Annotated in this window: 14 protein-coding genes; 10 read left to right on the top strand and 4 right to left on the bottom strand. The window is 65.8% G+C overall.

The window, feature by feature from the left end:
• The first annotated feature begins 87 nt into the window (after positions 1-87).
• On the top strand, positions 88-405 hold the full coding sequence (locus ABEI27_RS11880; RefSeq protein ID WP_375799618.1) for a hypothetical protein: 318 nt from the start codon (positions 88-90) through the stop codon (positions 403-405).
• 481 nt (positions 406-886) lie between these two features.
• Here ABEI27_RS11880 and ABEI27_RS11885 read toward each other — a convergent pair whose 3' ends face one another.
• A complete protein-coding gene (locus ABEI27_RS11885) occupies positions 887-2,254 on the bottom strand; it encodes a sodium-dependent transporter (RefSeq protein ID WP_375799619.1) in 1,368 nt (455 codons plus the stop codon).
• Positions 2,255-2,472: 218 nt separating this feature from the next.
• On the opposite strand from ABEI27_RS11885, the gene ABEI27_RS11890 reads away from it, so the two are divergent.
• A complete protein-coding gene (locus tag ABEI27_RS11890) occupies positions 2,473-3,879 on the top strand; it encodes a DUF6498-containing protein (RefSeq protein ID WP_375799620.1) in 1,407 nt (468 codons plus the stop codon).
• A 15-nt stretch (positions 3,880-3,894) separates the two neighbouring features.
• On the opposite strand, the gene ABEI27_RS11895 is transcribed toward ABEI27_RS11890, so the two are convergent.
• Positions 3,895-4,851, bottom strand: coding sequence for an NADPH:quinone reductase (locus tag ABEI27_RS11895; RefSeq protein WP_375799621.1), 957 nt, complete (start codon positions 4,849-4,851; stop codon positions 3,895-3,897).
• 185 nt (positions 4,852-5,036) lie between these two features.
• Here ABEI27_RS11895 and ABEI27_RS11900 point away from each other — a divergent pair, with 185 nt between their 5' ends.
• The 7 genes from ABEI27_RS11900 to sucD all read left to right on the top strand — a co-directional run bounded on the left by ABEI27_RS11900 (position 5,037) and on the right by sucD (position 10,820).
• Positions 5,037-6,050 (top strand): thiamine pyrophosphate-dependent dehydrogenase E1 component subunit alpha, encoded by a 1,014-nt coding sequence (locus tag ABEI27_RS11900; protein WP_375799633.1) that lies wholly within the window; start codon positions 5,037-5,039, stop codon positions 6,048-6,050.
• Positions 6,050-7,060 carry an alpha-ketoacid dehydrogenase subunit beta gene (locus tag ABEI27_RS11905; RefSeq protein ID WP_375799622.1) on the top strand — a complete coding sequence of 337 codons (1,011 nt, stop codon included), beginning with the start codon at positions 6,050-6,052 and terminating at the stop codon, positions 7,058-7,060. The genes ABEI27_RS11900 and ABEI27_RS11905 overlap by 1 nt, the downstream gene beginning before the upstream one ends.
• Position 7,061: 1 nt before the next feature.
• Positions 7,062-7,328, top strand: coding sequence for a lipoyl domain-containing protein (locus ABEI27_RS11910; RefSeq protein WP_375799623.1), 267 nt, complete (start codon positions 7,062-7,064; stop codon positions 7,326-7,328).
• Positions 7,318-8,040, top strand: a complete 723-nt coding sequence (locus tag ABEI27_RS11915; protein ID WP_375799624.1) for a 2-oxo acid dehydrogenase subunit E2 — start codon at positions 7,318-7,320, stop codon at positions 8,038-8,040. Before ABEI27_RS11910 ends, ABEI27_RS11915 begins: the two co-directional genes overlap by 11 nt.
• Positions 8,037-8,720, top strand: a complete 684-nt coding sequence (locus tag ABEI27_RS11920; protein WP_375799625.1) for a lipoyl protein ligase domain-containing protein — start codon at positions 8,037-8,039, stop codon at positions 8,718-8,720. Before ABEI27_RS11915 ends, ABEI27_RS11920 begins: the two co-directional genes overlap by 4 nt.
• A gap of 88 nt (positions 8,721-8,808) precedes the next feature.
• Entirely contained in the window at positions 8,809-9,954 is a 1,146-nt protein-coding gene (gene sucC / locus ABEI27_RS11925; RefSeq protein WP_375799626.1) for an ADP-forming succinate--CoA ligase subunit beta, read from the top strand.
• On the top strand, positions 9,951-10,820 hold the full coding sequence (sucD, locus tag ABEI27_RS11930; protein ID WP_375799627.1) for a succinate--CoA ligase subunit alpha: 870 nt from the start codon (positions 9,951-9,953) through the stop codon (positions 10,818-10,820). Before sucC ends, sucD begins: the two co-directional genes overlap by 4 nt.
• A 36-nt stretch (positions 10,821-10,856) precedes the next feature.
• On the opposite strand, the gene ABEI27_RS11935 is transcribed toward sucD, so the two are convergent.
• Together ABEI27_RS11935 and ABEI27_RS11940 are read right to left on the bottom strand one after the other, a co-directional pair.
• The gene (locus ABEI27_RS11935; RefSeq protein WP_375799628.1) at positions 10,857-11,210 is read right to left on the bottom strand and encodes a type II toxin-antitoxin system PemK/MazF family toxin; all 354 of its coding nucleotides are present in this window, start codon (positions 11,208-11,210) and stop codon (positions 10,857-10,859) included.
• Positions 11,207-11,443, bottom strand: coding sequence for a hypothetical protein (locus tag ABEI27_RS11940; protein WP_375799629.1), 237 nt, complete (start codon positions 11,441-11,443; stop codon positions 11,207-11,209). Before ABEI27_RS11940 ends, ABEI27_RS11935 begins: the two co-directional genes overlap by 4 nt.
• Positions 11,444-11,564: 121 nt before the next feature.
• Here ABEI27_RS11940 and ABEI27_RS11945 point away from each other — a divergent pair.
• Positions 11,565-11,830, top strand: a 266-nt coding sequence (locus ABEI27_RS11945; RefSeq protein WP_375799630.1) for a CBS domain-containing protein, incomplete at its 3' end; no start/stop codon positions are given.

The following is an 11,830-nucleotide window of genomic DNA, read 5'->3' on the forward strand; positions in this document are numbered from 1 at the left end:
GACAATCCCGATATGTATTGGTAGTACGAATGGGAGATCGATCAATATAGGAAGAATGTCCTATAGGCTCCTGTCAGATATCATAGTATGGGACAAACGCAGGATACGGACCCGGGTCAGGCACGCGGATGGTCCACCGATGAGAAGTTCATCAGAGAGTTCGACCGGCCGGTCGGTATCGAACAGGCGCTTGTCTCGACGGTCACGGAAGCGACACAGGAGTGGTCGGAGTTGTCGGCGACACCTCCACTGGAAGAGTTCGTCGACGCCGAACGCCTCGAGGGGCTGATCAAGACGAAATCGCTCGATACGACGGACTCGCTTCCGCTCATACAGTTCCCGTTCCAGAGTTGTCAAGTGACAGTCCTGTACGGGCTGACCGTCCGGATACTCATCGAACGCTAATACCGCAGGTCCATCCCCGAGGCCAGTCTCGTAATCGAAGCCGGCTCAATCGAGTGGTCAGTTTCTCGAAGACCGATCTCGCCATTACAGGACGAGCACGTGACTTCTGATCGAACCACAGCGCGCTGGACGCCTGAACGAGCGCACCTGATCGACGCGCCTGGGAGTCGCACCGCCGGGCGAGCGTCCGTCCAGCGCTTCGAGTCCGCCCGGCCGGTCGCCACCGCGGACACCCGCCAGGACGTCCTGCGGCGCACGAGGAGCGATTGAGGATGCTACTGGTGTCGCCGTTGCAGTTTATACTCCTCTGGATGTGGATCGGCATCGTGCTGGGCGGTTCCCTCATTATCGTCTGCGCTATGATACTCTGAGCGGCGAGTCGGAGCGCGACCTGAGGCTGGTCGGAAGCGAAACCGTGCCCACGGTCGCGACCGATGGAGACGACGGGCTCGTCGCGAATACAACAGGGCCGGTATCGGGCCTACACTGGCGGGACGACAGCGCCGTCGAGAAACAGCGTCTGGACGCCGAGCCACAGCGTGAGCAGGACGGCGAGGATTACGACCGTCCGCGCGAGCCAGAGCCAGGTCGCGCCGACACCCTGCCCGAGGGAGGATCCAGAAAGGAGTTCCTCCACCGCGGGGCGACCGTAGACCCAACCCACAAAGAGCAACACGCCGAGAACCGACAGCGGGAGGAGCAGCTGATACGCCAGCGTGTCGAACCACGTGAGCCACGCGGTGTCCCACGCGGAGGGGGTCCCGAGCAGGAAGATCAGTCCCCCGAGCACGGCCGCGACCCGCGGCCGCCGCGCCCCGTAGGTGTCGACGACGTAGGAGGTGACAACTTCCAGCAGGCTGATCGCCGACGACAGCGCGGCGATGAGGACGACAGCGAAGAAGACGGCCCCGACGAGACGCCCGGCGGGCAGTTCTGCGAACGCCGTCGCGAGGCTGATGAACAGCGCTCCTGCACCGCCGCTCCCGGGTTCGACGCCCTGCACGAACAGCAGCGGGATGACGACTAATCCGGCGAGGACGCCGACCGCGCTGTTGAGCACGACGACGGTGATGCTGTCGCCGAAGAGGCTCTGGTCCTCACCGACGTAGGAGGCGTAGGTGATCATCGCCCCCATCCCGAGCGACAGCGAGAAGAACGCCTGGCTGACCGCGAAGGGGATGACGTTCGTGAGCGGGCCGCTGAAGGAGGGGAACGGGTCGAAGGAGACCGAGAGGCTGAGTTGTGAGAGGTCCGGCGAGAGGAAGTACACATAGCCCGGACTGGCACCGGAAAGCGTGAACACCCACACCGCGAGCGCGCCGAGGATGACGACGATGCTCGGGACCATCAGTTTCGTCGCGCGCTCGATGCCGTCTTCGACGCCGCCCGCGACGATGGCGACGACGAGGAGCATAAACACCGCGTGCAGGACCAGCGCGTCGAGGCCGGCGGAGACCGACCCGAAGTAGCTCGCCGGACCGGCGAAGTACGCGCCGGTGAGGCTCCCGCCGATGTACCGGAGCACCCAGCCACCGACGACGCTGTAGTACGAGAGGATCCAGAAGCCGGTGCCGACGCCGAGGACGCCGACCCACTTCCAGTTCCGGTGCCCGAGTCGCTCGAAGGCGCCGATTGCGTTCAGGTTGCTCTGCCGCCCGATGACGAACTCCGCCAGCATCGCCGGCAGGCCGATGCCCAGCGCGGCAGCGAGGTAGACGACGAGAAAGGTCGCCCCGCCGTACGCCGAGGTCTTGAACGGAAACTGCCAGATGTTGCCGAGTCCGACCGCCGAACCGACTGCGGCGAGGATGAATCCCGCGCGCGTCGCCCACGTCTCCCGTTGGCTCATAGTCGAATCTCGCTACTCGGTAGCCGGTTGATAAGACACGCGATACGGATCCGCTCGATCCGTGAGAAGTGTACACGAGAGTCCCGAAACGGCCAGTTTCGTCGATATTCGGACAGGATCGATCGGCACCCCGGACGGTCCGGTTTCGAGGCCCCGAGACACTGTGAGCATCGGAACCGGTGTATAAATCCCGACGTGTTCCGTACACCTGAACGAGAATGCGCCCTCCCCGCAGTCGTCTCGACTCGACTCCGGCCCTCCTCGCTGGTGCCGTCGCCGTCGTCGGCGCGAACCTCCTCCCCCTCGTCGGCGTGGTCGCCTGGGGGTGGGACCTGTCCACGCTGCTCGTCGCCTACTGGGCAGAAGCGTGCAGTACGGTCCTCCTCGCCGCGGCGAAAGCCCTGTTTGCCGAGCGCGGGTCACCGGGTATCCCCGGCGGGATCGAACCGCTCCACGAACTCCGGGAAAAGCGCGGTGGCTGGGAGTGCCGAGCCGATTGGCCGCCGATCTACCCCCGGAACGTTCCCTTTGCCCTCTCGATTCTGGGCTTCTGGCTCCTTCCGGTCGCGCCGCTCAGCGTCCTTTACTGGCTCTCTGCGGATCTCGGGCTCACGTTCTCGCTCTCTCTCGCGTTCAGCATCGGCGCGCTGGTGGTCGCACAGGCGTCTGATTTCGTCTTCGAGTACATCGGCGAAGCGGAGTACGCCGACGTGTCCGCACAGGAAATCGTCCGAACGCCGGCACAGTTGTCGCTCGTCGTCATCGTTGTTGGTCTCCTCGCGAGCGCCGAGACGCACGCGGGTGGGCTGGCGGTCCTCACGGTCGTCATCCTCGGGAAGACGCTCGTCTCGACGTACCGGTACTACGTCGAGCACGTCGGCGCACCGGTGCTCGGACTGGGCGAGCGGGTGTTCGCAGACAGGCAGGACAGCGAACCGCCGCCGGAACTCGACCTTCCGGACGCGGACGTGAACGCGCGGGTCACAGTCGATGCCATCTCGGTGTTGCTCGGGAGCACCGGAGCTATTGGCCTGGGGTTCGTGAACCGCGCCGGCCTTCTCACGCTGCTGTCTCTCGCCTTCGCCGTCCTCGTCGGCGAACTGGTGTGGATCGTGGTCGCGCTACTGGCGGTTCTCGCCGTCGTGGCCGCGCGCGTCCTCAGTTACTACCTCCGTTACGGGACCGTCGAATACCAGCGCCGCGGCGACGAACTCGTCGCCTACGACACCACCCTGGAGGCACCGCAGTGGATCGCATCGATCGACGCGAGAACGGAGTTCTCGGTCCGGAACGCGATCGCCGACCGGTTGCTCGGGACGGGCACGCTCACCATCTCGGACGTCGATTCGGTCGACCGCGACGTGCGGCTCGGACCCGTCCGCGACATCGACCGCGCCGTCGAGCGACTGGATCTGCCGGTCCGAGAGACCGACCGACCGGACCGGGATCCGGCCGTCATCGCCGCCGCTGGCGTCCTGGCGCTCAGTTTTCTGGTCGTGCCGGCCGGACTGTTTCTCTCGCCGGAGGTGAGCGACGGACTGGCCTGGGGTGTCTCACTGGTGCTCTCGCCGTTTCTCCTGTTGCCGGTGGGGGTGCTGGTCTGGGCGGCCTTCTCGCGGGTGTGAATTCGTCCGCCGCCGCTACGGCACCAGGACTAGCTTCCCGACGAAACTGTCTTCGAGGACGACGCGCTGTGCGTCGCCTGCTTCCGCAAGGTCGTACGTCTCGTGTACGACCGGCAGCATCTCGCCGTTCGCGGCGAGGTCGGCCACCCGGCCGAGGACCGCGCTGAGGTCGTCGGCGTTGAACATCGACATAAACTGGTACTGGACCTCCTTGCCCTTCGTGACGCCGATGTCGTCGAAACCGCCGTCGGCGGTGTCGTTGCCGATGCCGATGACTCGCGCACCGGTGTTCACGACGTCCGCGTTGAACTGCAGGTACTGGTCCATATGGAGGTCGATGACGACGTCCGCGCCGCCAGCGTCGACGACGGCGGCTTCCAGGTCGGGGTTCTGGTAGTCGAAGACTTGGTCCGCGCCGAGGTCGAGCAGCGTCCCCTCGTACTCGGGCGACGCGGTGGCGTGGACCTGAGCGCCCATCGTCTCGGCGAGTTGGATCGCGACGTGGCCGACGCCGCCGCTGCCCCCGTGAACCAGGACGGTCTCGGTCGGCTTCGTCTCTGCGTGGTGGACGAGTCCCTGCCACGCGGTCGCCCCCACAGTCCCGAGAGCCGCCCCGTCGACGAACGAGACGTCGTCCGGAAGGTGCGCGATGTAGTCCACCGGTGCGGCCGCCCGTTCGGCGTACGAACCGGGCATCCCGTTTCCGAGCCCTGTCCCGAAGACGCGGTCGCCGGCGGCGAAGCGCTCGACGCCCGCACCAACCGCCGCGACGGTGCCCGCAACGTCCCCGCCGCCGATGAACGGCAGGTGCGGCACGGGATACGCGCCCTCGCGGAAGTAGGTATCGACCGGATTGACGCCAGCGGCTTCGATGTCGACGAGGACCTGGCCGTAGTCGGGCTCCGGATCGTCGACTTCGTCGACCGTCAGTACGTCGGGACCGCCGTGTTCGTGGAATCTGACTGCGCGCATCGGCCGGCTCTACGATACGAAGCGTCATAAATGACGGCGAACGCGGTACGAGACGGCGCTTCGACCCAGCCGGCAGCGACGGTTCTCTGCGTACTCTTGGACCATCGAGCCAATACTCACTATTAAATACAAAGGTTCGCAACTGTAGTATGAGGCCTATGGTATCTCCTACCGAACTTAAAGAGATGTACGTCGATATGGTGACTGCGCGTCACTACGAGGAACGCCTCCAGGAGGAGTACTTGGAGGGGAAACAGCCGGCTTTCGACATCTCCGCGGGCCCGATTCCCGGAGAGCTTCACCTCGCGGCTGGACACGAAGCCGCGGGTGCCGGCGTGTGTCAGCACCTCCGTGACGACGACACGGTCACCGCACCGCATCGCCCACACCACGTCGCCATCGCAAAAGGCGTGGACTTGAAGCGAATGACTGCCGAGATCTTCGGCAGGGAGACCGGACTCGGAAAGGGGAAAGGCGGACATATGCACCTCTTCGATCCGGAGGTCAACTTCGCGTGCAGCGGCATCATCGCCGAGGGGTGCCCGCCGGCCGCCGGCGCGGGACTCGCCGCACAGAAGCGAAACAGCGACAGCGTCGCCGTGGCGTATCTCGGCGAGGGGGCAATCGACCAGGGCGCGTTCCTCGAATCGCTCAATTTCGCCGCCGTCCACGACCTCCCGGTCGTGTTCGTGATCGAGGACAACGACTGGGCGATCAGTATGCCCAAAGAGCGGGTGACAGATCTCGAAGACGGCTCGAAGCGGGCCGACGGGTTCGATATGCCCGGGCACCGAGTCGACGTCGACGACGCCGTTGCGATCTACGATGCCGCCCGGGAGGCCGTCGGCCGCGCCCGCGACCAGAACGGTCCGACAGTCCTCGAAGTGCAGGTCCACCGCCGGATGGGTCACTTTATGGGCGACCCGGAGAGTTACCGCCCGGACGAGGACCAGGCGGCGGCGGCCCAGCGCGACTCGATCGAGCGACTCGAAGAGGACCTCGATGCCGCCGGCGTCGGCGACGCAGAGCTCGAAGACCTTCGCAAGGGGGCCAAAGCCCGCGTCGAGGAGGCAATCGAGTGGGCCAGAGAGCAACCGAAGCCCGATCCGTCGGCCGCCTACGAGGATATGTGGGTCAATCCGGGGAGCGGCGTGACCGACAGCGAGCCCGAGTTCGACCTCGCAGGGGGTGACGACTGATGTCCCAAGAGATCAGCCGCGAACTGACGATGAGTCGAGCGATGGTCGAGGCCATCGCCGCCGAGATGCGCGAGGACGACGAGGTGTTCTATATGGGCGAGGACGTCGCCGACTACGGCGGCATCTTCGACTCCACGGAGGGCCTCCGCGAGGAGTTCGGCTACGACCGCGTGATGGACGTGCCGATCAGCGAGACGGCCTATCTCGGCGCGGCCGTCGGGGCCGCCCAGGAGGGGATGCGCCCCATCGCCGAGTTGATGTTCGTCGACTTCTTCGGCGTGGCGATGGACCAGATCTACAACCAGATGGCCAAGAATACGTATATGAGCGGCGGGAACGTCTCCGTGCCGATGGTTCTCACCGCCGGCGTTGGGGGCACGTACAACGACGCCGCCCAGCACTCCCAAACTCTCTACGGGACGTTCGCTCATATGCCGGGGATGAAGGTCGTCGTGCCATCGACCGCCTACGAGGCCAAGGGCCTGATGCACAACGCGATCCGCGACGACGACCCCGTCGTCTATCTGTTCCACAAGCGCCTGATGGGGATCGGCTGGCTCCCCGCGCCTGACGGGCCGAAGACGCCCGTCCCGGAGACGGACTACACGGTCCCCTTCGGAAGCGCCGACGTCAAGCAGGCGGGCGACGACGTGACCATCGTCACCCTCGGTCTGCACGTTCACCGAGCGCTGGACGCCGCCGAATCCCTCGCCGCGGACGGGATCAGCGCAGAGGTGATCGACCTCCGCTCGCTCGTCCCACTCGACACCGATACGATCGTCGAGTCGGTCGAGAAGACCGGCAATCTCGTCGTCGTCGACGAGGACTACCGCTCGTACGGCGTGACCGGCGAGATCGTCGCGAGCGTCGCCGACGAGGCGATCGGCGCGCTCGAGGCCGTCGAACGGGTCGCGCTCCCGGACGTTCCGATCCCGTACGCGCGCCCACTGGAGAACGAGGTCGTCGCCGACGCCGGCGACATCGCGGCGGCCGTGCGACGGACGCAATAGTATGTCCGGAGAGACGGACCGCGTTGCGGTGACGCTCGCGGAGTGGCCCGACGACGCCGACAGCGACGAGGGCGTCGTCGTAAACTGGTTCGCCCGCGAAGGCGCCGCGGTCGACGCCGAGACCAGTCTCTGTGAGGTTCAGGTGGAGAAGGTCAGCGTCGACGTGCTCGCGCCCGTCGCAGGAACGCTCGAGGAGGTCGTCGTCGACGAGGACGGCGAGTTCGCGCGCGGAGACACCCTCGCGTGGATGGTCTCGGATGACGAGTGACGAACCCGCAGAGCGGACGGTCGCGGACGAGCGCTCGCTGAGCCCGATGCGGCGGACGATCGCGTCCAGGCTGCAGGAGAGTTACCAGGAGGCCGTTCACGTCACCGTGAGCCGGGCGGTGTCGGCCGAGTCGATGCTTGCGGCGGCGGATACCGAACTCGGCGGAGACGGCGAGCCCGTCGAACCCTCCGTCGTCGACGTGCTCGTCTGCGCGCTCTCGGAGACGCTGGCCGAGCACCCCGCGTTCAACGCGACCTTCGAGGACGGAACCCACCGCGTCTACGAGGAGCACAACCTCGGCGTCGCAGTCGACATCGACGACGGACTCGTCACACCCGTGCTCGAGGACGTGGGGTCGAAGTCGCTCGCGACGATCACCGCCGAGCGCCGCCGGTTGACAGAGCGCGTACAGACGGGCCAGTACTCGATGAGCACCTTCCAGGGCGGGACGTTCACCGTCTCGAACCTCGGCCCGCTCGGCGTCGACTCGTTCACGCCCGTGATCAACCCACCAGAGGTGGCGATTCTGGGCGTGAACCGGATCCGTGAGGCGGTCGTCCCCGACGAGAACAGCGAGCACAGCGTCGGGACGGAAAAGCGCCTCACGCTCGACCTGAGCTTCGATCACCGCGTCGTCGACGGCGCCGACGCGGCCCGGTTCCTAGGGACGCTCGCGAAGCACCTCGGCGACGCGGAGCAGTACGTCGAATGAGCGATACGGCCGAGAAAGGCGTGCACGAACGACTGCTCGACCGCGCGTCAGCGGGGGTGCCCGCGGTGGCCGTCTGGCGACCGGGGCGGTACCTGCGGTTCGGCTATCGGGACACCCGGCAGTCGGGCTATGAGGCGGCGAAGACGCGAGCCCGTGAAGCGGGGTTCGAGCCAGTCGAGCGACGCGTCGGGGGTCGCGCGGTCGCCACGACCGCAACGACGGTGCTCTTTGCTGTCGCCGAACCGGGCGATGCGGCCGACGTCCGGACGGGGATCGGCGAGCGGTACGACACCGCGGTGTCCTCGGTGCGACAAGCGCTCCGGAACCTCGGGGTGGCTGCCACGCGGGGCGAACCGCCGGAGACGTACTGCCCAGGCGACCACAGTCTCCAGTGCGACGGCAAACTCGTCGGCCTCGCACAGCGGGTGACCACCTCGGGAGCACTCGTCTCCGGGATGCTGTACGTCGAGGACCGGGACGAACTGGCGGACGTGCTCGCGGACGTGTACGCGGAACTCGGCTACGACTTCGATCCGACGAGCGTCGGGACGGTCGCAGACGCCGGGGGCGAGTGTCGGTTCGACCGAGTCGAGGCCGAATTTCGGACGCAACTCACCCGGACGCTGGACGCGCCTGCGGCGGCCGTCGAGATGATCAGATCCGACACCCAAAGTGGGTGACTCCGGCAGATCTGATCGTTAGAGCGAGCAGCGTAAAGAAAACGGATATCGGCGGGATTTATGCGGGCGCGTGTCAGTCTCTCGGACGATGCGCTTACACGAATATCAGGCGAAGGAGGTCTTCGCCGACGCCGGGGTTCCGGTGCCGAAATCGCGCTTGGCGACGACCGTCGAGGCGGTCGTCGAGGCTGTCGCAGACATCGGGTTCCCGGCGGCGATCAAAGCACAGGTACACGTCGGCGGACGGGGGAAGGCCGGCGGCATCGAGATCGCGACCGACGAGGACGAAGCGCGGCGGTACGCCGACGAGATCCTCGGAATGGACCTGAAGGGATACACCGTCGAGAAGGTCCTCGTCGAGTCCGGCGTCGACTTCGAGAACGAACTCTACGTGGGTATCACGATGGACCGCGGCGAGGGCGAGCCCGTCGCGATGGTCTCGACCGAAGGCGGCGTCGACATCGAGTCCGTCGCCGAGGAGACCCCCGAGGCGATTGCGCGCGAACACATCGATCCCGCGTTCGGCCTCCACCCGTATCAAGCCCGCAAGGTCGTCTACGACGCCGGGATCTCGGCCGACATCGCCAGCGACGTCGCGTCCATCCTCTCGACGCTCTATGACCTCTATGAGTCGAGAGACGCCACCGAGATCGAGATCAACCCCGTGATGATCACGTCAGACAGGGAAGTCATCGCCGCGGACGCCGTGATGAACATCGACGAGGACGCACTCTTTCGACACCCGGACCTCGCGGAGATGGAAGACGGAGCGGCCGCGGACGACCTCGAGGCCAGGGCCAACGAGTACGGCTTCGACTACGTCCGCCTGTCGGGCAACGTCGGCATCATCGGCAACGGCGCGGGACTCGTGATGACGACGCTCGACCTCGTGGATCACTTCGGCGGCCGGCCGGCGAACTTCCTCGACATCGGCGGCGGTGCGAAGGCCGAACGCGTCGCGAACGCCCTAGATATGGTCTTCGCCGACGAGAACGTCGACGCCGTCGTCTTCAATATCTTCGGCGGCATCACCCGCGGCGACGAGGTCGCCAAGGGAATCAACGAGGCGCTGGAGCAGTTCGACGAGATCCCCAAGCGAGTCGTTGTCCGCTTGGCTGGCACCAACGCCGAGGAGGGAATGGAGATCCTCAACACCGATCTGGTCGAAGTCGAAGCGACACTCGAAGACGCGGTGCAGCAGGCAGTCGAGAACGCACAGGAGGCATCCCAATGAGCATCTTCGTCGACGACGACACGCGCGTCGTGGTACAGGGCATCACCGGTGGAGAGGGGAAGTTCCACACCGAGCAGATGATCGAATACGGCACGAACGTCGTCGCGGGCGCGGTTCCCGGGAAGGGCGGCCAGGAGGTCGCCGGCGTCCCCGTCTACGACACGGTCGACGGGGCCGTCGAGGCCGAGGACGCCGATGCGTCGGTGATCTTCGTCCCGCCGGCGTTCGCCGGCGACGCCGTCTTCGAGGCGCTCGACACCGACCTCGACCTCGTGGTCGCGATCACGGAGGGCATCCCGACTCAGGATATGGCGAAGGTCAACAAGCGGCTCTCCGAGACGGACACGCGCCTCATCGGCCCGAACTGTCCGGGCATCATCACCCCCGGTGAGGCCAAACTGGGCATCCTCCCCGGCAACATCTTCGAGTCCGGCGACGTCGGTCTCGTCTCCCGGTCGGGGACGCTCACGTATCAGGTCGTCTCGAATCTAACTGAGAGAGGGATCGGTCAGACGACCGCGATCGGCATCGGCGGCGACCCGATCATCGGGACGTCGTTCGTCGACGCGCTGGAAGCCTTCGAGGCCGACAGAGACACGAAGGCGGTCGTGATGTGCGGCGAGATCGGCGGTGAGGACGAAGAACAGGCCGCGAAGTTCATCGCAGAGTATATAGACACCCCCGTCGCTGGCTTCATCGCCGGGCGCACCGCGCCGCCAGGCAAGCGGATGGGTCACGCCGGCGCGATCGTTTCGGGGTCCGGGACCGGAACGGCGGACTCGAAGATCAGCGCGCTCAACGACGCGGGGGTCCCCGTCGGTGACACGCCGAACGAAGTGGCGGACTACATCGAGGACTTCCTGTAGGGCGATCGGGCGCTCGGACTCTCATGCCGACTATTGTCAGTCGAGTCCGAGACTCAGTTCGAGCGCGTCGTCGATTTCTCGCATCGTTGCTGCGTCGAGACTCCCCGCGACCGAGTGAATCCGTTTCGCGATCGAGACGACACGGATCTGATCGAGTCGCACGGAAGAGTCCTTCTCGAACGGCGAATCCTCGCTCTCGACGAGAACTTCGAACGGATACCCTCGATGCGTCCCGGTCGCCGGAGCGACGATGGTCGTACTCGAATTCGCGTTACCGACGTCGTTCTGTACGACGACCGCCGGACGCGTCTTCTCTAACTCGTGCCCTTCGGCGGGATCGAGGCGGACGATGACGACGTCTCCGCGTCGAATCTCCGGTGCCTCGCTCATTCGAGGGACTCTTCCCACGCTTCGTCGGACGTCTCGTCCCACGCATCGGCCAGTGACGCGGCACTCTGTGACGCATCTCGATACGCGTCGGCAAGTTCGTCCTCGTCGGGACCATCAGTAGACACCTCCACGACGGCGACGGTGACGCGCTTGTTCGCGTACTCGGTTCCGAGATAGATCCGTCCCCGGTCGTCGGTCTCTTTCGTCCGAACGTCGTCGGCGTCTACCTCCATACCGTCCGTAGTCTGTGCTGCTACTTACTTGTTGCCCACTATAACCCACTAGCTCAGTGTGTCCGAACCGAGATCGCGTTTCGTCGGAAGGCGTAAGTTCGCGTATCACGGCCAGGAGGCAATGCGCGTCAGCGACGTCTGCTCCCGGAACGTTGTCACCGTCGACGTCGACGCCACCCTCGCGGTCGCCGTAGAGCGGATGCTCGACGCCGACGTCGGGAGTGCGGTCGTCACCAACGACGGCGCGCCCGGAGCGATCGTCACGAAGAGCGACGTGCTCAGAGCGACTCATCGGACGGACGAGCCGCTGTCGTCGATCCCCGTCCGGAGCGCGGCGAGCGCGCCGTTGGTCACGATCGGTCCCGAGGCGTCAGCGCGTCGTGCCGC

The organism is Halobellus sp., from assembly GCF_042218505.1.
Taxonomy (GTDB): Archaea; Halobacteriota; Halobacteria; order Halobacteriales; family Haloferacaceae; genus Haloquadratum.

Excerpts from the sequence above, each read along its gene's own strand:
- ABEI27_RS11915 (WP_375799624.1), top strand. The coding sequence starts at position 7,318 with ATGACGAGTGACGAACCCGCAGAGCGGACGGTCGCGGACGAGCGCTCG.
- sucD (WP_375799627.1), top strand. The coding sequence starts at position 9,951 with ATGAGCATCTTCGTCGACGACGACACGCGCGTCGTGGTACAGGGCATC.
- ABEI27_RS11935 (WP_375799628.1), bottom strand. The coding sequence starts at position 11,210 with ATGAGCGAGGCACCGGAGATTCGACGCGGAGACGTCGTCATCGTCCGC.
- ABEI27_RS11920 (WP_375799625.1), top strand. The coding sequence starts at position 8,037 with ATGAGCGATACGGCCGAGAAAGGCGTGCACGAACGACTGCTCGACCGC.
- ABEI27_RS11895 (WP_375799621.1), bottom strand. The coding sequence starts at position 4,851 with ATGCGCGCAGTCAGATTCCACGAACACGGCGGTCCCGACGTACTGACG.
- ABEI27_RS11940 (WP_375799629.1), bottom strand. The coding sequence starts at position 11,443 with ATGGAGGTAGACGCCGACGACGTTCGGACGAAAGAGACCGACGACCGG.
- ABEI27_RS11880 (WP_375799618.1), top strand. The coding sequence starts at position 88 with ATGGGACAAACGCAGGATACGGACCCGGGTCAGGCACGCGGATGGTCC.
- ABEI27_RS11910 (WP_375799623.1), top strand. The coding sequence starts at position 7,062 with ATGTCCGGAGAGACGGACCGCGTTGCGGTGACGCTCGCGGAGTGGCCC.
- ABEI27_RS11890 (WP_375799620.1), top strand. The coding sequence starts at position 2,473 with ATGCGCCCTCCCCGCAGTCGTCTCGACTCGACTCCGGCCCTCCTCGCT.
- ABEI27_RS11900 (WP_375799633.1), top strand. The coding sequence starts at position 5,037 with ATGTACGTCGATATGGTGACTGCGCGTCACTACGAGGAACGCCTCCAG.
- ABEI27_RS11885 (WP_375799619.1), bottom strand. The coding sequence starts at position 2,254 with ATGAGCCAACGGGAGACGTGGGCGACGCGCGCGGGATTCATCCTCGCC.
- ABEI27_RS11905 (WP_375799622.1), top strand. The coding sequence starts at position 6,050 with ATGTCCCAAGAGATCAGCCGCGAACTGACGATGAGTCGAGCGATGGTC.
- sucC (WP_375799626.1), top strand. The coding sequence starts at position 8,809 with ATGCGCTTACACGAATATCAGGCGAAGGAGGTCTTCGCCGACGCCGGG.